The sequence below is a fragment of the Blastococcus aggregatus genome (genome assembly GCF_900221005.1).
Classification (GTDB): domain Bacteria; phylum Actinomycetota; class Actinomycetes; order Mycobacteriales; family Geodermatophilaceae; genus Blastococcus; species Blastococcus aggregatus.
Window position 1 is genome coordinate 422,578 of the sequence record NZ_OBQI01000004.1, and the last position, 18,046, is coordinate 440,623.

General features: G+C 72.9%; 20 protein-coding genes. 7 read left to right on the forward strand and 13 right to left on the reverse strand.

Translation table 11 applies throughout. From position 1 onward, the window contains the following. Window positions 1-11 precede the first annotated feature (11 nt). The gene (locus CRP29_RS15295) at window positions 12-785 is read left to right on the forward strand and encodes an inositol monophosphatase family protein (RefSeq protein ID WP_097195904.1); all 774 of its coding nucleotides are present in this window, start codon (window positions 12-14) and stop codon (window positions 783-785) included. 11 nt (window positions 786-796) lie between these two features. Then, the gene (locus CRP29_RS15300; RefSeq protein ID WP_097195905.1) at window positions 797-1,456 is read left to right on the forward strand and encodes a nucleoside/nucleotide kinase family protein; all 660 of its coding nucleotides are present in this window, start codon (window positions 797-799) and stop codon (window positions 1,454-1,456) included. Here the strand turns inward: CRP29_RS15300 and CRP29_RS15305 are convergent. Genes CRP29_RS15305 through CRP29_RS15320 form a run of 4 tightly spaced genes read right to left on the reverse strand, consistent with a single transcriptional unit; the run spans window position 1,453 to window position 4,419 of the window. Then, window positions 1,453-1,884: a hypothetical protein gene (locus CRP29_RS15305; protein ID WP_097195906.1), complete on the reverse strand. Its 432-nt coding sequence runs from the start codon at window positions 1,882-1,884 to the stop codon at window positions 1,453-1,455. The two genes, CRP29_RS15300 and CRP29_RS15305, sit on opposite strands and share 4 nt — an antisense overlap. After that, window positions 1,881-3,080, reverse strand: a complete 1,200-nt coding sequence (locus CRP29_RS15310; protein WP_097195907.1) for a molybdopterin-dependent oxidoreductase — start codon at window positions 3,078-3,080, stop codon at window positions 1,881-1,883. The genes CRP29_RS15305 and CRP29_RS15310 overlap by 4 nt, the downstream gene beginning before the upstream one ends. Further along, entirely contained in the window at window positions 3,077-3,748 is a 672-nt protein-coding gene (locus tag CRP29_RS15315; protein WP_097195908.1) for a TIGR04282 family arsenosugar biosynthesis glycosyltransferase, read from the reverse strand. The genes CRP29_RS15310 and CRP29_RS15315 overlap by 4 nt, the downstream gene beginning before the upstream one ends. Next, on the reverse strand, window positions 3,745-4,419 hold the full coding sequence (locus CRP29_RS15320) for a glycosyltransferase family 2 protein (RefSeq protein ID WP_097195909.1): 675 nt from the start codon (window positions 4,417-4,419) through the stop codon (window positions 3,745-3,747). The genes CRP29_RS15315 and CRP29_RS15320 overlap by 4 nt, the downstream gene beginning before the upstream one ends. A 76-nt stretch (window positions 4,420-4,495) precedes the next feature. On the opposite strand from CRP29_RS15320, the gene CRP29_RS15325 reads away from it, so the two are divergent. Next, window positions 4,496-5,860, forward strand: a complete 1,365-nt coding sequence (locus CRP29_RS15325) for a hypothetical protein (protein ID WP_097195910.1) — start codon at window positions 4,496-4,498, stop codon at window positions 5,858-5,860. Window positions 5,861-5,918: 58 nt separating this feature from the next. Here the strand turns inward: CRP29_RS15325 and CRP29_RS15330 are convergent, their stop codons facing one another. Together CRP29_RS15330 and CRP29_RS15335 are read right to left on the reverse strand one after the other, a co-directional pair. Then, on the reverse strand, window positions 5,919-6,974 hold the full coding sequence (locus CRP29_RS15330; RefSeq protein ID WP_097195911.1) for an NAD-dependent epimerase/dehydratase family protein: 1,056 nt from the start codon (window positions 6,972-6,974) through the stop codon (window positions 5,919-5,921). Next, window positions 6,974-7,684, reverse strand: a complete 711-nt coding sequence (locus tag CRP29_RS15335; protein ID WP_097195912.1) for a class I SAM-dependent methyltransferase — start codon at window positions 7,682-7,684, stop codon at window positions 6,974-6,976. The genes CRP29_RS15330 and CRP29_RS15335 overlap by 1 nt, the downstream gene beginning before the upstream one ends. A 188-nt stretch (window positions 7,685-7,872) precedes the next feature. Between CRP29_RS15335 and CRP29_RS15340 the strand changes: the two genes are divergently transcribed. Continuing rightward, the gene (locus tag CRP29_RS15340) at window positions 7,873-8,568 is read left to right on the forward strand and encodes a hypothetical protein (protein ID WP_097195913.1); all 696 of its coding nucleotides are present in this window, start codon (window positions 7,873-7,875) and stop codon (window positions 8,566-8,568) included. A 75-nt stretch (window positions 8,569-8,643) separates the two neighbouring features. Here CRP29_RS15340 and CRP29_RS15345 read toward each other — a convergent pair whose 3' ends face one another. Then, window positions 8,644-9,897, reverse strand: coding sequence for an amidohydrolase (locus tag CRP29_RS15345; protein ID WP_097195914.1), 1,254 nt, complete (start codon window positions 9,895-9,897; stop codon window positions 8,644-8,646). 99 nt (window positions 9,898-9,996) lie between these two features. Between CRP29_RS15345 and CRP29_RS15350 the strand changes: the two genes are divergently transcribed. Both CRP29_RS15350 and CRP29_RS15355 read left to right on the forward strand, forming a co-directional pair. Further along, the gene (locus CRP29_RS15350) at window positions 9,997-11,769 is read left to right on the forward strand and encodes an acyclic terpene utilization AtuA family protein (RefSeq protein WP_097195915.1); all 1,773 of its coding nucleotides are present in this window, start codon (window positions 9,997-9,999) and stop codon (window positions 11,767-11,769) included. A 67-nt stretch (window positions 11,770-11,836) separates the two neighbouring features. After that, window positions 11,837-12,802, forward strand: coding sequence for a quinone oxidoreductase family protein (locus CRP29_RS15355; protein ID WP_097195916.1), 966 nt, complete (start codon window positions 11,837-11,839; stop codon window positions 12,800-12,802). A gap of 432 nt (window positions 12,803-13,234) precedes the next feature. Here CRP29_RS15355 and CRP29_RS15360 read toward each other — a convergent pair whose 3' ends face one another. After that, window positions 13,235-13,666, reverse strand: a complete 432-nt coding sequence (locus CRP29_RS15360) for a heavy metal-responsive transcriptional regulator (protein WP_097195917.1) — start codon at window positions 13,664-13,666, stop codon at window positions 13,235-13,237. A gap of 89 nt (window positions 13,667-13,755) precedes the next feature. On the opposite strand from CRP29_RS15360, the gene merA reads away from it, so the two are divergent. Next, a complete protein-coding gene (merA, locus tag CRP29_RS15365) occupies window positions 13,756-15,123 on the forward strand; it encodes a mercury(II) reductase (RefSeq protein WP_097195918.1) in 1,368 nt (455 codons plus the stop codon). Window positions 15,124-15,145: 22 nt separating this feature from the next. Here merA and CRP29_RS15370 read toward each other — a convergent pair whose 3' ends face one another. From CRP29_RS15370 to CRP29_RS15390, 5 genes are all read right to left on the reverse strand, one after another. Continuing rightward, a complete protein-coding gene (locus CRP29_RS15370) occupies window positions 15,146-15,523 on the reverse strand; it encodes a hypothetical protein (RefSeq protein ID WP_097195919.1) in 378 nt (125 codons plus the stop codon). A gap of 13 nt (window positions 15,524-15,536) precedes the next feature. Further along, on the reverse strand, window positions 15,537-15,947 hold the full coding sequence (locus CRP29_RS15375) for a hypothetical protein (RefSeq protein ID WP_097195920.1): 411 nt from the start codon (window positions 15,945-15,947) through the stop codon (window positions 15,537-15,539). A 17-nt stretch (window positions 15,948-15,964) separates the two neighbouring features. After that, a complete protein-coding gene (locus tag CRP29_RS15380) occupies window positions 15,965-16,459 on the reverse strand; it encodes an HIT family protein (RefSeq protein ID WP_217991616.1) in 495 nt (164 codons plus the stop codon). Then, a complete protein-coding gene (locus tag CRP29_RS15385; RefSeq protein ID WP_097195921.1) occupies window positions 16,429-16,917 on the reverse strand; it encodes a TIR domain-containing protein in 489 nt (162 codons plus the stop codon). The genes CRP29_RS15380 and CRP29_RS15385 overlap by 31 nt, the downstream gene beginning before the upstream one ends. A gap of 268 nt (window positions 16,918-17,185) precedes the next feature. Then, entirely contained in the window at window positions 17,186-17,986 is an 801-nt protein-coding gene (locus CRP29_RS15390) for a hypothetical protein (RefSeq protein WP_097195922.1), read from the reverse strand. Window positions 17,987-18,046 lie beyond the last annotated feature (60 nt).

Here is an 18,046-nt window from a genome sequence, read left to right on the forward strand (position 1 = left end):
CGGTCGCCGCGATGGTCCGCGATGTCGCGGCCCGGGTGCACGTCCCCGCGTTCGGTCAGGGAGTGGCCGGGGAGGAGAAGTCGCCGGGCGAGTTCGTCAGCCGGGTCGACCGCGAGGCGGAACCACTCCTGACCGACGGGCTGGCCGAGCTCACCCCGGGCTTCCCCGTGGTCGGCGAGGAGGCCGTCTCGGCCGATCCGTCCCTGTTGGGAGCGCTGCGCGGCGATCGCCCGGTGTGGTTGGTCGACCCGCTCGACGGCACGACGCAGTTCCTCGCCGGATCACCCGACCACGCCATCATGCTGGCGCTCGTGGACCGGGGCCAGACGGTCGCCGCCGTGGTGCATCAGCCCCAGCACGGACGCACGTACACCGCCGAGCTGGGTGGCGGCACCTGGCGCGACGGCGTCCGCCTGCACCGGGAGCCGGCCGACCCGGGCGACCTGGCGGCACTCCGCGGAGCCGTCCTGCGACGCTTCCTTTCACCGGATGCGCGACGCGCCATCGAGGCGAACGAGCACCGGTTCGGGGACCTGGCGCCGCAAACCACCTGCGCCGGCGTGGAGTACCCCCGGATCGTTGAAGCCCAGGCGGACTTCGTGCTGTTCTGGCGGACGCTGGCATGGGACCACGCACCCGGTGCGCTACTGCTCACGGAGGCGGGCGGCGTCGCCGTGCGACCCGACGGCAGCACCTACCGGCCGGACGACGACCGGTCCGGACTGCTGGCGGCCGCCGACGGCGGAACGGCGCAGGCGGTCCTCGCCGGGCTCGGCCTGGGCTAGCGTCCGCCCGGATGGACGGCGACTTCCCGGCGATCGTGGACGGCGTGCTCGCGGCCGCGCCTGCCGACCGCCGCGCGCTGGTGGCGATCGACGGGGTCGGCGGCAGCGGTAAGACCACGTTCGCAGCGGAACTCGCCCGCCGGATCACCACTCGTCCGGTGCTCGTGCTGCACGTCGACGACTTCTTCAACCCGGCCGAGGTCCGGCATGCACGAGGGCGGCACTCAGCGGAGGGCTTCTGGCTCGACTCGTACAACTACTCGGCACTCCGTTCGTGGGCGCTCGAGCCACTCAGCTCGGGCGATGGGAGGTACCGGAGTTCCTCCTTCGACCGCCGTACCGGACGAACGGTTGAACCGGAGGCGAGGCTCGCTCCACTGGATGCCTTGGTAGTGGTCGAAGGCACCTTCCTCCACCGGAACGAGCTCGTGTCGTTCTGGGACCATTCGATCTACCTGGACGTGCCGTTCGAGGAGACCGAGCGACGCATGGCCGAGCGGGACGGCCTGTCCGGTGACGCCGTGCACGAGCTGATGCGGCGCTACACCGGCGCCCAACGTCTGTACTTCGCCAGCGCGCGCCCGTGGGAACGGGCCTCTGTCGTGGTGGACAACCACGAGCTCGGCCGGCCTCGCACCATCTCCCCTGCTTCTGCCTCAGCGGCCCACTAACCGCGCCGGGCGCGGAGGGTGGCGACGGTCCCCCACAGCGCGGCGGCGAGCAGCACGGCGAGCACGATCAGCAGCAGGTTGCGGCCGACGTCGTGCGGCAGGAACGACGGGTTGTCCGGGTCCGCGCCGAAGCCGAGCACGAACGGGAACGCGACCAGCGCGAGCACCCCGGCCACCGCACCACCGACGACGGCGGCCGGGCGCGCGGCGCGCGGGAGCACCCGGGCGGCCAGCCAGCCCAGACCGATCCAGATCGGTGCCAGCACCAGGTCGTGCAGCAGCGCGCTGCCCACGAACCAGGTCGCCCAGGCGTCGAGCGGCACGTCGGCGGTCACGAGCCCGAACACTCCGTAGCCCACCGCGGCGAGTCCCGGCAGCAGGAACAGCCAGCGCCACCAGAGGCCGCGGGTGTCGACGTCGGCGGTCATGCCGGCGTCACCAGGGTGACCCACTTCGTCTGCATGACGCCGGGCCGGTTGGGCGCGATCAGCCGGACGGGATACCCGTGGTCGGGGTCGAGCGGGGCGCCGTTCAGGCCGGTGGCCAGCAGCGTCCGCGGGCTGCGCGCGTGCGGCGGCGCCACGGTCGAGCGGCGGTACAGCCCGCCCTCCTGCAGCGACTCGACGATCACCTCGGTGTCCCGGGCCAGCCCGGCCTCGGCGAGCAGGTCACCCAGCCGCACGCCGGTCCAGGTGGCGTTCGCGCTCCAGCCCTCGACGCAGGCGATCGGCAGCCGCTCGGTGCGCTGCGGGAACGCGGCGAGGTCGTCGAGGGTCAGCTCCAGCCGGTTCGGGCCCTCGATCACCAGCCGGTACTCGGGGCCGACGTCGGTGACCCGGGCAGCCTTGGCGGTCTGCCGCACCGGCAGCGCCTGCGGGCCGACCCCGGGCTGCCGGGGCGCGAGCAGGGACACCGACCCGAGCGGCGAGAACGTCTGCCCGACGGTGGTGACCGTGACCGCACCGACGCCCAGACCCGTGGCCAGCACGAACGCCCGCCGCGGCACGGCGCCGGTCTCCTCGGCCTCGACCTCCTCGGCGGCTGCGGCCGGGGTCCCCCGCCGGGCCAGCCCGCGCCGGATCTCCGGCGCCTTGGCGCCCACGTGCACCGCGATCGCGCCGATCGCGATCCACGCCGTCCAGTAGTGCGCGGTCGGGAAGAAGAAGCCGAACGGGTACCACTGCGCGGTGTTGATGATGCCGGTGACCAGCTGCATCGCGGCCGCCCCGACCAGCACGAGGATCGACAGCCGGCTGATCACGCGTCCGATCGAGCCGGCCGGCGGCCAGGCGAACAGCGCCGGGAAGACCGTCCAGAGCTTGACCACCAGCAGCGGGACCGCCGCCAGCCCGGTCGCCACGTGCAGCCCCTGGGTGACCCGGTAGAGCCAGGACGGCGAGGCCGGCCAGACGAACCAGCCGGGCGGGTACTGGATCAGATGGCTGAGCAGCCCGGTGACGAAGCAGATCGTGAAGGCCAGGCCCAGCCACACGCCGACGCGGGCGGCCCGGCGCTCGGAGTGCAGCGGGCTGGAGAAGGCTCCCTCGCGGAAGGGGCCGCGGCGCAGCGCCTCCGGCGGCCCGGGCACGGGGGCGCCGAGCATCCGGTCGAGGGCGGTGCTCATGCCCGGCTGCCGACGTCCGCGACGGTCGCCGCGACCACCCGCGCCGTCCGGCTCTCCGGGGTGCACTGCGCCGCCACGGCCACGGCGTCGGGGAAGTGGTCGATGTCGGTGAGCTCGGGCAGGTCGATGACGATCAGCCCGACCGCCTTCAGGGCCGCCCGCGTGCGGACGGCGGTGTCCTCCCGCGACATCGGCACCGACGCCAGCACCGCCGCGCCGTCGGCCCGGTGCAGGCCCAGCGCCCACCAACCGCCGTCCGGCGCGGTGCCGAGGACCGCCGTCCCCGGGCCGCCGCGCTCGAGCCGCTGCGCGCAGCGGACCAGCAGGTCGGGCGTCACCTGCGGGGTGTCCATGCCGATGAGCAGGGTCGGCGCCGCGGTACCGGCCATGGCGCCGGCGAAAGCCGCCGCCAGCCGGGTGCCCAGGTCGCCCCCGACCTGCGGGACGACGCGGAAGCCGGTCAGGTCGAGCTCACCGGGCGCGCCGTCCAGCGCCACGACCCGGCCGGCGACCGGGGTCGCGCGCACCGTGTCGAGCGTGTCCCCCACCGACGCGGCGGCGATGCCGGCCGCCTGCTCGGGGGTGCAGGGCGGGGTGAGCCGGGTCTTGCTCCGGCCGGGCACCGGCGCCTTGGTGATGACCACGACCTGGGTCCGCAGCGCAGTCATCGGGCCAGCACCGCGCTCATGTCGCGGATCGTGCGGACGGTGCCCCGGACGGTGCCGGTCACCTTCGACGTCGAGCCCTCGGTGCGGAGCGCGTAGTCGACGTCGACCTCGCGCACGCGCCAGCCGGCGTCGGAGGCCGAGGTGACCATCTCGAGCGGGTACCCGAACCGCCGGTCGGTGAGGCCGAGCCCGAGCAGCGCCTCGCGCCGGGCGGCGCGCATCGGGCCCAGGTCGTGCAACCGGAGGCCGGTGCGCCGGCGCAGCATGCGGGCCAGCGCCAGGTTGGCCACGCGGGCGTGCACCGGCCAGGCGCCACGGGCGGGACGGCGCCGGCCGAGCACCAGGTCGGCCTCCGCCGCGCGCACCGGGTCGGCGACGCGGGGCAGCTGGGCGGGATCCATCGAGCCGTCGGCGTCGCAGAAGCAGACGACGTCGGCGGTGGCGGCCTCCAGCCCGGCGTGCGCGGCCGCACCGAACCCGCGCTGCGGCACCGCGACGACGATCGCGCCGTGCTCGGCGGCAACGGCGCCCGACCCGTCGGTCGAGCCGTTGTCCGCGACGATCGCCCGGTAGCCGGCCGGGAGGCGGGAGAGCACCCACGGCAGCGAGGCCGCCTCGTCCAGGCAGGGCAGGACGACGTCGACCGTCGGGCGGTGCGCGGAAGCGTCCATGACCTAGGTTCGCACCCGACGCCCCGATCGGTTCGCTGCCCGGCGAAGCGCCCCGCGGCCACCTACTGTCCGGCGGGTGACCTCCGCCCCTCCTCTGGTCGAGCCGGCGCGCACCGCCTCCCGAGGGAGCGCCGCGCGCGGGCTCACCGTCGCGCTGGTCGCCGCGGGCGTGCTGGCCGTCTGGCTGACCGGCCGGCAGATCACCCGCGACGGCGGCGACCTGCACCTGCGCGAGGGCTACCTGGTCGTCGGGCCGTTCGACGTCGTCCTCACCGCCCGCGTGCTGCTGCCGCTGCTCGTCGCGGTCGCGGGCGTGCTGTGGGGCCCGGCCCTGGCCCGCCGGCTGCGCTGGCCGGCGCTGCTCGGGGCGAGCACCGCCGGTGCGGCGGCCTGGGCGGTCGCGCTCGCGGTGAGCAGCGGATGGGGGTCGCTCGCCGCGCCGATGGCCACCGAGCACGAGTACGTCCACGACGTCGGCCGGGTGGGCGACCTCGGGACCTTCCTGTCCACGTTCGTCGACTCCGTGCCGGTGAGCTCGCCGGACCCCTGGGTCACGCACGTGTCCGGGCACCCACCGGGCGCCCTGCTGGCCTTCGTGCTGCTGGACCGGATCGGCCTCGGCGGAGCCGGCTGGGCGGCGGCGCTGTGCATCGCCGGCGGTGCGCTCGCGGTGCCGGCCGTGCTGGTTACCGTCCGCGCTGTGGCCGACGAGGCCGCCGCCCGCACGGTCGCGCCGTTCGCCGTCCTGCTGCCGGGGGCGGTCTGGATCGCCACCAGCGCGGACGCGCTCTTCGCCGGGGTGACCGCCTGGGGCGTCGCGCTGCTGGCACTGGCCGCCGTGCGGGCACCGTCCCGCACCCGCGCCGCGCTGGCCCTCGCCGGCGGCGTCGTCCTGGGGGTGAGCCTGTACCTGTCCTTCGGGCTCGCCGCCGCCGGGCTCGTCGCGCTCGCCGTCGTGCTGGTCCAGCGGCCGCGGCTCGGGTGGGACGGCGTGCTGCGGGTGCTCGCCGCGGCCGCTGTCGGGGTGCTGCTCGTGGCCGCGCTGTTCACCGTCGGCGGCTACTGGTGGTTCGAGGGCATCGAGGTGGTGTCGCAACGGGTCCGTGACGGCGCCAGCTACGAGGACCGGGCGGCCCACGCCACCTGGTTCCTGGCCGCCAACCCCGCCGCCGCGGTGCTCGCTGCCGGGCCCGCGGTGATCGCCGGCCTGGCCGGGGTGCGCGGCCGGCTGGTCTGGCTGCCGGCCGCCGCGCTGGCCGGGATGGCGGTCAGCGACCTCTCCGGTCTCGTCCTCGGGGAGACCGAGCGGATCTGGCTGCCGTTCGTGGTCTGGTTGCTGCCGGCGACGGCGTCGTTGCCGGCGCGCTCGCACCGTTTCTGGCTGGCCCTCTCGGCGCTGCTGGCGCTCGCCGTCGAGGTGACCGTCCGCACCCCCTGGTGACCCCCTCCCGGACTTTCGGTGCAGAAAGTTCGGGACTTTCGGTGCAGAAAGTCCGTTCTCAGGGCGCCGGGCGCAGCGGAGCGGTGGCGAACGCGCGCATCCCGTCGGCGAAGGTGACCTCGGCCCGGAAGTCCAGCTCGCGCTCGGCACGGGCGGGGCTGGCGACGACGTGCCGCACGTCGCCGATCCGGTACTCGCCGGTGATCTGCGGATCGGGGCCGCCGAACGCGGCGGCCAGCGCCCTGGCCATGTCCCCGACGGTGTGCGGGTGCCCCGAGGCGACGTTGTAGGCGCGCAGCGCAGCATCGGGCGGAGGGGCGAGCAGCGCGCGGAGGTTGGCCCGCGCCACGTCGGTGACGTGCACGAAGTCGCGCTGCTGGCCGCCGTCCTCGAACACGCGGGGTGCGTGCCCGGTCTCCAGGGCGCTGCGGAAGATGGCCGCGACCCCGGAGTAGGGGGTGTCGCGCGGCATGTGCGGGCCGTAGACGTTGTGGTACCTCAGGGCGATCGCGCCGCCCCCGGTCGAGGCCGCCCACGCGGCGGCCAGGTGCTCCTGGTGGAGCTTGGTGGCGGCGTAGGTGTTGCGCGGATCGGTCGGGGTCTCCTCCCCCACGGTGCCCCAGGCGAGCTGCCGCCCGCAGGTCGGGCACGGCGGCTCGAATCGGCCGGCGTCCAGGTCCGCACGGCGCCGCGGGGCGGCCGGGACGACGCCGTCGACCGGGCACTCGTAGCGGCCCTCGCCGTAGACGACCATCGAGGAGGCGAGCACCAGCCGGCCGACGTCGGCGCGGGCCATGGCGGCCAGCAGCACCGCGGTGCCCAGCCCGTTGATGCCCGCGTACTCGGGCATGTCCTGGACGTCGATGCCCAGGCCCACCATCGCGCCCTGGTGGCAGACCGCCTCCACGCCGTCCAGCGCCCGGTCGACGGCGGCCGGGTCGCGCACGTCGCCGTGGGAGAACTCGACGCCGTCCGGCAGGCGGGGGGTGCTGCCGACCGGGTGGACGGCGGGCAGCAGCGCGTCGAGCACCCGCACCTCGTGCCCGTCGGCGACGAAGGCGTCGACGACGTGCGAGCCGATGAACCCCGCGCCCCCGGTGACCAGGACGCGCATCAGGACGCCCGGAGCCGCAGGACGGCCGCGTCGTCGCCGGCGGCCGGCGCGAGGCTGGCGAAGGAGCGGCCGTCGCGCTCCCAGACCGCCTCGACCCGGAGCCCGGCGGCCGCCGCGGGCGCGTCGACGGCGTCGACACCGACGTGCGCCCACGGGAACCAGCTGCCGCGCTCGGTGCCCCGCTCGAGCCGGACCCGTGCGGCGCGCAGGCCGGTGCCGGGTGGGTCGAGCTCGACGAGGACCCGGCCGGCGGAGGTGACGAGCTCGCGGCACCGGGTCAGCAGCGCGACCGGGTTCCCGCCGATGCCGATGTTGCCGTCGGCGAGCAGCACGGTGTCCCAGGAGCCCTCGGCGGGCAGCGGGTCGAACAGGGACCGGCGGAGGGCGGTGGCGCCGAGGGCCCGGGTCAGCAGGACCGCGACCCGCGAGGTGTCGACGCCGATCGCCTCGCGCCCCTGGTCGGCGAGCTCGGCGACCAGGCGGCCCGGCCCGCAGCCGGCGTCGAGGACGGTGCCCTCGGCCCGGGCGAGCAGGTCGCGGTCGGCATCGTCGGCACGGCCGACCCACTGACCGAGCGCCTCGGCGAGCGAGTGCCGCCGTCCCCCCTCGTAGTGGGCGAACCACTGCCACCGCTCCTCCGGCCGGCCGGCGGACCGCAGCGCGGTGTCGTAGAGGTCGGCCGGCGCCGGGTCGGCGATCGCGAGGCTCATCGACCGGCGCCCGGGGTCACGGGGCGGGGGGCGACGGCACAGCGGGATCGGCTCACCCCCTGCGTTCGCACGCGAGGGGCCGACCGGTTCACGTCCGGGCCGGAAAAAGAAAAATCGGTCGGGCGCAATCCGATCGGTCACGTCGGGGCGAAGACCCGGTGACATCCCGATCGACACGAGGAGATCCCATGAAGCAGTTCCGCTCCCCCACGAAGCTCCTGGTCGCCGGCGTGGCCCTCTCCGCCGCCCTCGGCCTCAGCGCCTGCAGCAGCGACGACGCCTCCGCCGACGAGTCGACCTCGTCGAGCTCGTCCTCGAGCGCCCAGTTCGCCCGCCCCGAGCCGGTCGCCTCCCTCCCGGCGATCCCCGCCGGCGGCAGCACCGCCGTCGCCCTGGACGCGGGCTTCGTCGAGGCCCTCACCACCCTGGGCCTGACCCCCGGCACCGTCGGGGGTGCCTCGCTCGCCGACGGCTCCATCTCCTTCCCGATCACCGGTGGCACCGTCACGGTGTTCGACAAGGAGACCGGCTACAAGCCCTACGTGCAGGGCACCGTGTTCCACCAGGGCAGTGGCCTGAGCCTGGCCGCCGGTGGCACCACGGTCGAGCTGACCAACTTCACCATCGACCCGGGCACCCCGTCCCGCCTGTTCGGTGACGTCTCCGTCAACGGCGAGCTCGCCGTGCCCAGCGCGCCGCTGTTCGACCTGGACGGCAGCACCCTGAACCCGCCGACCATCGAGGGCGGCGAGGCCACCCTCCAGGGCACCGAGGTGCTGCTCAGCGCCGAGGCCGCCGAGCTGCTGAACTCCACCTTCAACACCGACGCCCTCGCGGGCGGCTTCCTGATCGGCATCGCGACGATCACGGTCCCGACCAGCTGATCGGGTAGCACCGCACGACGCGCAGGAGGGGTGGAGCCGACCGGCTCCACCCCTCCTGTGCGTTCGGCGTCCGGACTACCCGCGACCCTCGGCCGGCAGCCAGGTGCGCGCGGCCGAGACCAGGGCCTTGACCCCGGTCGTGAGCGTGGGCTCGATGACCGGCGCGAACTGCGCCGAGTGGTTGGACGGCAGCTCGCGGACGACGCGCTGCAGGCCGTCGCGGTCGCTCACCCCGGCGAACGCCGCGGGGTCCGCGCCGCCCAGCAGCCAGTAGACCAGCGGCACCCCGGCGGCGGTGGCGAGCAGGCCGACGTCCTCGCTGCCGGTGACCTTGCCGGGATCGACCGTGAGCCCCGGCCCGAGGTCGCGATCGAAGCCGGCCTGGGTCCGGGCGCAGGCGTCCGGATCGTTGACCAGCACCGGGAAGGACTCCTGGAGGTTCACCTCGGGCTCCTCGGGGGCGCCGGACGCGGCCGCCTCGGCGCGCACGATCCGCTCGATCGACGTCATCAGCCGGTTGCGGACGTCGGGGTCGTAGGAGCGCAGGCTGACCCGCATCTCCGCGCGCTCGGGGATGACGTTGCCGGCGTTGCCGGCGTGCAGCGCGCCCACGGTGACGACGGCGGACTCCCCGCCCGCGACCTCGCGGGAGACCACGGTCTGCAGCCGCATGACGGTCGCGGCGGCCATGACGACCGGGTCGACCGTGGTCTCGGGCCGGGAGCCGTGGCCACCGCGGCCGTGCATCACGACGTGCAGCATGTCGGCGCCGGCGAACGCCGGACCCCGCCGCAGGCCGACGAGGCCGGCGGGCAGTGGGCCGACGTGCTGGCCGAGCACCACGTCGGGGCGGCCGAAGCGGTCGAAGATCTGGTCGTCGATCATCGCCTGGGCGCCGCCGCCGACCTCCTCGGCGGGCTGGAACACCAGCTGCACGGTGCCGCGCCACGTGTCGCGCTCGGCCGCGAGGGTGGCGGCGGCGCCGAGCAGGCAGGTGACGTGCACGTCGTGGCCGCAGGCGTGCATGACCGGGGTCTCGGAGCCGTCGCGGGCGGTGCCGCGGGCCGTGCTCGCGTAGTCCAGGCCGGTCTCCTCCTGCACCGGGAGCGCGTCCATGTCGGCGCGCAGCAGGGCCGTCGGGCCGGGCCCGTTGCGGAGGACGCCGACGACGCCGGTGCCGCCCACCCCGGTGGCCGTCTCGTAGCCCAGCGCCGTCAGGTGCTCGGCGATGATCCCGGCCGTGCGGTGCTCGGCGAAGGCGAGCTCCGGGTGCTCGTGCAGATCCCGGTAGATGTTGGCCAGGTCGGCGAGGACGTCGGCAGGGCTCACGTCGGCGGCTCCTTGAATGGTCGGCGGGCGGGAGGCGACCGTATCCCGCCGTCCACCGTGCGTCACCGGCCCGGATCGGGTCTTCGCTACCGTCCGCACATGAGTGACCGGCGTCCCATCCGCATCGGCAACTTCTCCGGCTACCTCGGTGACCGGTTCACCGCGATCGAGGAGGCGCTGGCCGGGGACCCCGTCGACGTCCTCATGGGCGACTACCTGGCCGAGGTCACGCTCGCCGGGCTGGCCACGACGTACCGGCAGAACCCCGAGCGCGGCGGTTTCGTCGCCTCCTTCCTGCGCCAGCTCGCCCCGCACCTGGGGGTGATCGCCGAGCGCGGGATCAAGGTGGTGAGCAACGCCGGCGGCTTCGACCCGGCGGGCATGGCCGCAGCGCTGCGCGGCCTGGTCGCCGAGGCGGGGCTGTCGCTGCGGGTGGCGCACGTGGAGGGCGACAACCTGGTCGGCCGGCTCGAGGAGTTCCACGCCGAGGGCTTCGCGCTGGAGAACCTGGACACGTCCGCGCCGCTCAAGGACTGGGGCGTGGAGCCGATCGCGGCGAACGCCTACCTGGGCGGGTTCGGCATCGCCGAGGCGCTGCGGGCCGGGGCCGACATCGTCGTCACCGGGCGGGTCACCGACGCCTCGCTGACCGTCGGCCCGGCCGCCTGGTGGCACGGGTGGACGCCGGACGACTGGGATGCCCTGGCCGGCGCGGTGACCGCGGGGCACATCATCGAGTGCGGTGCGCACGCCACCGGCGGCAACTTCTCCGGCTTCCGCACCGTGCCGGGCATCGTCCGGCCCGGCTTCCCGATCGGCGAGATCGCCGCCGACGGCAGCAGCGTGATCACCAAGCACGCCCGCGACGGCGGCATGGTCACCGTCGACACGGTGACCGCCCAGCTGGTCTACGAGATCCAGGGGCCGCGGTACCTCAACCCGGACGCGACGGTGCACCTGGAGACGGTGCAGCTGTCCGAGGTCGGCCGGGACCGGGTGGCCATCGCCCCGGTGACCGGGTCGCCGCCGCCGGCCACCGCGAAGGTCGCCGTCTTCGCTCCGATCGGCTTCGAGATCTCCACGATGCTGTTCTGCACGTCGCCGGACGTCGAGGCCAAGGTGGCGCTGCTGCGCGAGCAGCTCGAGCTGCTGCTCGGCGACGTCGTCGACGAGCTGGACGTGACCGCGCTGGGCACCGCGGCGCCGGACCCGGCGACCCAGTGGGCGGCGACGGTCCCGATCCGCGTGATCGCCACCGCTCGGGAGCGCGAGCAGCTGCGGGCGTTCCCGCAGGCGGTGAGCAGCCTGTACCTGCAGGGCTTCCCGGGCTTCCACCACGACGGGCACGCGCAGGCCGCGCGCGAGCCGTGGCCGCGGATCGACTACTGGCCGGCACTGCTGCCCGCCGAGGTGCTGGTGCACCGGGCGGTGATGGACGACGGCACGGTCATCGACGCACCCACGCCGTCCCGCGTCGCGACCGACGACGAGATCGCGCAGCCCCGGCACCCCGAGCCGGAGGCCGCACCGCCGACGGGCGGGCGCCGGGTGATGCTCGGCGACCTGGCGCACGCGCGGGCCGGGGACAAGGGCGGCAACTCCAACGTGGGGCTCTGGGTGAGCGACCCGGCGCACTGGGAGTGGCTACGGACGACGCTCACCACCGACGCCTTCCGCACGCTCATGCCCGAGGCGCGCGAGCTGACGCTGCGCCGGCACGAGTTCCCGCACCTCCGGGCCGTGCACTTCGTGCTCGAGGGGCTGCTCGGGACCGGCGGCTCGTCGAACCTGCGGGTGGACCAGATCGGCAAGTCGGTCGGCGAGTACCTGCGCTCGAGGTACGTGACCGTGCCGGAGGACCTGCCCGGCTGAGCCGGGACACCGCTCGCGGCCCGACAGTCCGGTCGGGCCGACCATCTCGACCATCAGGAGCGCACCCATGAAGGCTGCCGTCTACTACCGCAACGGTCCCCCGGACGTCCTGCAGTACGAGGAGGTCCCCGATCCCGAGCTCGCGCCGGGCGGTGTCGTCATCAAGGTGGAGGCCGTCTCCATCGAGGGCGGGGACACCCTCAACCGGCTGGGCGGCCCCCTCCTGTCGGAGCCGCACATCGTCGGCTACCAGGCCGCCGGGACGATCGTCGCCGTCGCCGACGACGTGACCGACCGCGCCGTCGGGGACCGGGTCGTCGCCACCAACAGCCATGGTTCGCACGCCGAGCTCTTCGCCGTGTCCGCGCGCACCACGTGGAAGATCCCCGCGGGTGCCGACGTCACCGCGGTCGCCTGCGTGCCGATCCCCTTCGGCACCGCGCACGACTGCCTCTTCGAGTTCGGGCGGCTGCGCGAGGGCGAGACCGTGCTGATCCAGGCCGGTGCCGGAGGCGTCGGGGTGGCCGCGATCCAGCTGGCCAAGCGGGCCGGGGCGACGGTCATCGCGACCGCGTCCTCGCTCGCCCGGCTGGAGCCGCTCGCCGAGCTCGGCCTGGACCACGCCGTCGACTACTCGAAGAGCGGCTGGGTCGAGGAGGTGCGGAGCCTCTCCGATCGTGGGCGCGGCGTCGACCTCGTCGTGGACTCGGTCGGCGGCTCGATGCTCCAGCAGTCCGTCGCCTGCCTGGGCCGCCGGGGCCGGGCGATCACCGTCGGGAACGCCGGGCGGGACTTCTCGCCGTTCAACGCCGGCGTGCTGGGCCGGCTGAACCAGTCGCTCACCGGTGTCTACCTGGGCGGCGAGATCACCACGCCGCGCGTCCAGACGATGGTGCAGGACCTGGTGGACGACGTCGCCGCCGGCCGGCTGACCGTGCTCGTCGACCGCACCTTCCCGCTCGCCGAGGCCGCCGCCGCGCACGAGTACATCGAGAGCCGGAAGGCCGTCGGGCGGGTCGTGCTCACCCCCTGACCCGGCTCCGGAACGCCACCGGCCCGGCCCCTCGGAGGAGGGACCGGGCCGGTGTGTGTTCCGGGCGAGCAGGCGGCTGCCGGGTTCGCCGGTGCTAGATCAGCTGACGAATCTCATCCGAGTGTCACTCCGAATCTCACGGCCTTGCGACACCGCCGCCTCGTGCGCGAGGACCTCGCCCCGGTCGAGCGCCGAACGAGTGCGTGTAGCGGGGGCGCGCTACCGGCGACGGCCACGCCTCGTCGCGACCCAGAGGGCGCAGCGGCGGCACATGAACACGCCAGGGGTGCCGCCCAACTCGTGCACTGCCGATCGGGGTAGATCGCGCCCGCAGCAGCCGCAGTGCGCGCGCTCACCGTTGTCGGCCGGTTGCCGTCCCAGCAGGCTCATCGCAGGGCCTCTCCTAGTCAGCGGCGCGGCGGCCGGATCGGGTCACGGTATCCGGGCCGGAGGGTGCGCAGCGGGATCGTCTGCGGGGATGACGTGGCAGACGGCCGTGTCGTCGCAGCGGGAGGGATCGAGGCTCTTGGCACGGTCGCGGAGCCGCTGGACGTCGTCGCGCAGTGCGGCCAGTTCGGCGATGCGGCGGTCGAGGTCGGCGGCGTGTGTATCGAGGAGGTCGGCCACGTGGCGGCAGGGTGGGCCGCTGAGGTCGCGGACAGCGATGACCTGTCGGATCTCGGCGAGGGTGAGCCCGGCGGCTTGCGCGGCCTTGACGAACCGCAGTCGGGCGAGCGCGCTGCCGTTGTAGTCGCGGTACCCGGAGGGCTGCCGCTCAGGCTCGGGCAGCACTCCGGCGGTTTCGTAGAAGCGAATGGTCTTGGCCGTGAGGCCCGCGTTCGTCGCCAGTTCGCCGATGCGCACGGGTCGACCGTATTCGGCTTGACCTTCCACCGCAGGGGAGGCTTTACGGTCCACGCCGACCGTCTTCCTCGACCTGTGCAGGAGCGAACGTGGACCAACTCGACCTGGCAATCATCGGTACCGGCGGCGCTGCGATGGCGGCGGGGATCCACGCCCGCGCCCAGGGCAAGAGCGTCGTCCTCGTCGAGCGGGGCGTGGTCGGCGGGACCTGCCTGAACGTCGGCTGCGTGCCGAGCAAGACGCTGCTGGCCGCCAGCGGGCAGCGCGAGCACGCCCTGCACAGCGCCTTCCCCGGCGTCCCGACCAGCGCCGGACCGGTCGACCTGCGGTCGCTGGTGGGCCAGAAGGACGACCTGATCGAGCAGATGCGGACCGCGAAGTACCTGGACGTGGCCGAGGCGCACGGGTTCGACATCCGCCGTGGTGAGGCGCGGTTCGCGGACCCGCAGACGCTGCTGGTCGACGGGGAGCCGCTGCCCGCCGCCGCCTACATCGTGGCCACCGGCTCCGAGCCCGCCACCCCGGACCTGCCGGGCCTGGACGGGGTGGACTGGCTGACCTCGACCACGGCGATGGAACTGGAGAACCTGCCCGAGAGCCTGATCGTCATCGGTGGCGGCTACGTCGGCATGGAGCAGGCCCAGTTGTTCGCCGGGCTCGGCACCCGCGTGACCCTCATCGGCCGCCTGGCCCCGCACACCGAGCCCGAACTGGCCGAGGTGCTGCGCGAGGCGTTCGACCGGGTGGGCATCACCGTCGTCGAGCAGCGCGCCGTCCAGGTGGCGGCGGAGGCGGGTGTCGTCAGCGTGACCACCGACGCTGGGCAGACGGTGACCGCCCAGCGGCTGCTGATCGCGACCGGCCGCCAGGCGCGGACCGACGGGCTCGACCTGGCGGCGGCCGGGATCGAGGTGGACGAGCGCGGGTTCATCGCCGTCGATGCGCGGCAGCAGACCAGCAACCCGAAGGTGTGGGCGGCAGGGGACGTGTCCGGCGCCCCGCAGTACGTCTACGTCGCCGCCGAGACCGGCCGTGCCGCCGCCGTCAACGCCCTCGGCGGCAAGCGCGAGGTCGACTACACCGGCCTCCCCGCCGTCATCTTCACCCGCCCTCAACTGGCCAGCGCCGGACTGACCGAAGCGGAGGCGCTGGCCGCCGGGCACGCCTGCGACTGCCGAGTCCTCGGCGGGCAGGACATTCCCCGCGCGCTGACCAACCAGGACACCCTCGGGGCACTCAAGATCGTGATCGACGCGGACACCGGCAAGGTCCTCGGCGTGCACGCCGCTCTCGACGGCGCCGGAGACGTGATGCTCGCGGCCACCTACGCCGTCAAGGCTGGGATGACCGTGGACGACATTGCCGATACCTGGGCGCCCTACTTGACGATGAGCGAGGCCCTTCGGATCGCCGCCGGGCTGTTCCGGTCAGACAAGCCGACCAGTTGCTGCGCATGAGCCGCCCCGGCCGATCCGGCTGCTAGCCAAACTGGACCGGCGGCGGCACCGACGCTGGGTCACCCGTAGGCAGGGTTCCATTCCGCGCGGAACGGAGAGCCAGCGGAGTCTCGCCACATCTCTCGTGCTGGCGCAGGAAGGCGACAGCGTCGGCGCCATCCTGCACGGCACGCCAGTAGGGGATGTCGTATGCCTCCGGCAGCGTGAGGCCGGGAACCGGACGGCCACGGAAGACCGCGTCGTTACGGACGCGCATACAAGGCCAACATGCACCGGCGTAGGGCATCTCCCAGTAGTCGACGCTGTCTTCGTCCATCCACATGATGGCTTGATGCCCGTCGTCGGAGTCGAACTCCGCGAGTACGAGCAGGAAGGTGAGTGTTTGGGCGTCGGGGATCATCGCCGCTTCCGGCTCACCCGGTCAGGAGCGAGATGCCGGTTACGGCGATCCCGGCGAGCGTAAGGGGGGCGTAGAACCCGAGGACCGACCAGGACGTGTACGTGTCCAGCCTGGATGCTTGGTCCGTGAACATGTTCTTGTCCATGGAGTACGGCGGGACGGTTCCGGCAACGACGCCATTGTGGAGGCAGCGAAAGAGTCGTTCTTCGTAGAGGTAGTACATGTCGAGGATCGAGAACGAGATGATGATGGCCAAGCCTAGGAGTGCGAGGTACCAGCGCTCGATGACTGCGGAGAACCCGAAGGCGGCTCCTGCGATGGTAAGACTCCAGCCTTTGGCAGTCGCTGAAGATTGCGAGAGTCGGGCTATGACCGCTTGGACGTAGTCCAGGTGCTTCCTGCGGTCTTCAGCATCGAAGGCCATGGCGCCGGGGGAACTGGTCAAGGCGCGCCGTCCTGTTCGCCTGCACCCGACGTGAGAGTGGCGCGGATTCTGTCCTGCACGTCGTTCTTGTCCATGTCGCTCCAGTGGGTCTCCGCTGGCCAGATGGGACCCATTGCATCGTCGGCGCGGCGGGGAACGACGTGGACATGCAGGTGGAACACGGTCTGCGTGGCTGCTTCGCCGTTGGACTGGATGATGTTGAGGCCGTCCAGCGGGATCGCTGCTCGGATGGCGCGCGCGATGCGCAGAGTCGCGTCAGTCAGGTCGCGGGCGGTCTGGTCGTCGAGTGACCAGAGGTCGGGGATGTGCTCGCGTGGGATGACGAGGGTGTGCCCGAGGGTGGCCGGATCGAGCGGGAAGAAGGCGACGACCTTGTCCGTACGCAAGACTTCCCGGGCTGGTTCTTCGCGGGTGACGATCTGGCAGAAATCGCAGTCTAGGTCCGAGTCGGGGTGCATCATCAGGGCCGCTTGTAGCCGCTGGCGATCCACGAGGCGACGTTGTTCTTGATGCTCGCGTAGACCTGGGTGCTGTCGCGTCCGGCCGGATCATGGACGGGGACGTAGTCGGCGAGCGTCTTGGTGCTGTTCGAGATGCTGATCTGGGCGAACGGATTAGGTCCCGCGGTCGAGGTCCGCAGGTTGTTGTTCTTGAGCCCGTGGATACGGATGCCGACGAGCGGCTTCTTGGCGTTCCATGCTTTCTGGATCTCGTACTTCACCCACGGGCGAGAGGCGGTCTGCGACCCGATCAGGACGATGACGCCGCGCTTGTAGGCCATCTCCTTGTCGATCCAGTCCTGGATAGCCTTGGCGCCACGGGCCTTGACGCTCTCCCACCGCTGCGGAGAGAGAACCTCCTGCCCTTCGATCGCACCCATCTGCAGAACCTGTTGGACCCGCCAGTAGTCGTTCTGGTAGTGGAAACTGACGAACGACGATCGAGCCATGCGTGTGCTCCTCTGCTCCATAGCGCACCCCCCGGGGCGGTGTGACGCTCAGGCCGGACGCTAGAGGAGGGCACCGACAAAACCGGGGCAGCCGGACCACCGCAGCGCCTTGATCTCGGAGTCCGGTGAGACGGCCGTGCTGCACCTGGGCATGCGTGGCACGGCCCGCCAGGCGTTCAATGTGGCGAGGTTCGTGCTCTGGTGAATCAGCCGTTCGTCTGCGGGATCGCGGTCGGAGGATCGTCGCAAGGCGGGTTCGTCGGAGCCATCAGCCGCCCGGAGTGGCCGTCTCTTCCGCGTCGACTGGATCGGCGCCGGAGCCGCTTGGCAGGGCCGGGCGGTTGGTCTGAGCCTCGCTACCTGAGGACTCACCGCGCACGATCTCGCTGACGACGGTGACCGTCTCCTGGGCTGCTTCCAACGCCTGCGTCGTCGCCTCCAGGCCCTGGGTCAGGAGACCGAGCGCGAGCACGAGCGCACCGATGCGCGTCGTCCACTTCTTCGCCCAGTTTTGCGTTGCCGATGCTTCGGTGACTCGGCCGACGACGGTGCGCGCTTCCCGGACGACCGGAGCGACACCGAAGGTGTCGATGTTGTCCAGCAGCCAGAGCACATGCCGGATCTGGCCTGCAATCTCCTCCCGCGCCGACTGGGGGACATCGGCTGATTCGGCGAGTAGGTCGAGCCAGTCCTCCAGTTCTTGTCGGAGTCGAGCGACCGCCTCATCGGACGGACTAGCGGCTGCTCCGGGGAGGCGGTAGGAGAGGATCTCGGCGATAGACCCGAGTTGATCGAGTGCGGCGTCGCTCACGACCTGGCTGGGGCGCTGTTGGCTGCTCTGCCAGAGGTTCTGCCAGACGACGGCGCGGTACCACGCCGGGGCATAGCGCAGGGCTCGGTCCCGGTTCGGGTCACCCTCGGGCAGGCTGGATACCTGTTGGAGCACCCCTTGGTACAGGCCAACAACCTCTGCGTGGCGCTGAGCCCACTCGACGCTTCCTTCGGGGACACCGAGCACGTCGACCCACCCGTTGAGGACTGTGACTTGGCTGGTTTGCCGGAACCGCATCAGCAAATCGTGAAGCGCATGCCCTGCCGTGGTCGGTCTTGCTTGACTCATCTTGCTCCC

Bases quoted from the DNA above. Each gene is read 5' to 3' on its own strand.
- CRP29_RS15295 (WP_097195904.1), top strand. From the start codon at position 12: ATGGTCCGCGATGTCGCGGCCCGGGTGCACGTCCCCGCGTTCGGTCAG.
- CRP29_RS15300 (WP_097195905.1), top strand. From the start codon at position 797: ATGGACGGCGACTTCCCGGCGATCGTGGACGGCGTGCTCGCGGCCGCG.
- CRP29_RS15305 (WP_097195906.1), bottom strand. From the start codon at position 1,884: ATGACCGCCGACGTCGACACCCGCGGCCTCTGGTGGCGCTGGCTGTTC.
- CRP29_RS15310 (WP_097195907.1), bottom strand. From the start codon at position 3,080: ATGAGCACCGCCCTCGACCGGATGCTCGGCGCCCCCGTGCCCGGGCCG.
- CRP29_RS15315 (WP_097195908.1), bottom strand. From the start codon at position 3,748: ATGACTGCGCTGCGGACCCAGGTCGTGGTCATCACCAAGGCGCCGGTG.
- CRP29_RS15320 (WP_097195909.1), bottom strand. From the start codon at position 4,419: ATGGACGCTTCCGCGCACCGCCCGACGGTCGACGTCGTCCTGCCCTGC.
- CRP29_RS15330 (WP_097195911.1), bottom strand. From the start codon at position 6,974: ATGCGCGTCCTGGTCACCGGGGGCGCGGGGTTCATCGGCTCGCACGTC.
- CRP29_RS15335 (WP_097195912.1), bottom strand. From the start codon at position 7,684: ATGAGCCTCGCGATCGCCGACCCGGCGCCGGCCGACCTCTACGACACC.
- CRP29_RS15340 (WP_097195913.1), top strand. From the start codon at position 7,873: ATGAAGCAGTTCCGCTCCCCCACGAAGCTCCTGGTCGCCGGCGTGGCC.
- CRP29_RS15350 (WP_097195915.1), top strand. From the start codon at position 9,997: ATGAGTGACCGGCGTCCCATCCGCATCGGCAACTTCTCCGGCTACCTC.
- CRP29_RS15355 (WP_097195916.1), top strand. From the start codon at position 11,837: ATGAAGGCTGCCGTCTACTACCGCAACGGTCCCCCGGACGTCCTGCAG.
- CRP29_RS15370 (WP_097195919.1), bottom strand. From the start codon at position 15,523: ATGATCCCCGACGCCCAAACACTCACCTTCCTGCTCGTACTCGCGGAG.
- CRP29_RS15375 (WP_097195920.1), bottom strand. From the start codon at position 15,947: ATGGCCTTCGATGCTGAAGACCGCAGGAAGCACCTGGACTACGTCCAA.
- CRP29_RS15385 (WP_097195921.1), bottom strand. From the start codon at position 16,917: ATGGCTCGATCGTCGTTCGTCAGTTTCCACTACCAGAACGACTACTGG.
- CRP29_RS15390 (WP_097195922.1), bottom strand. From the start codon at position 17,986: ATGCGGTTCCGGCAAACCAGCCAAGTCACAGTCCTCAACGGGTGGGTC.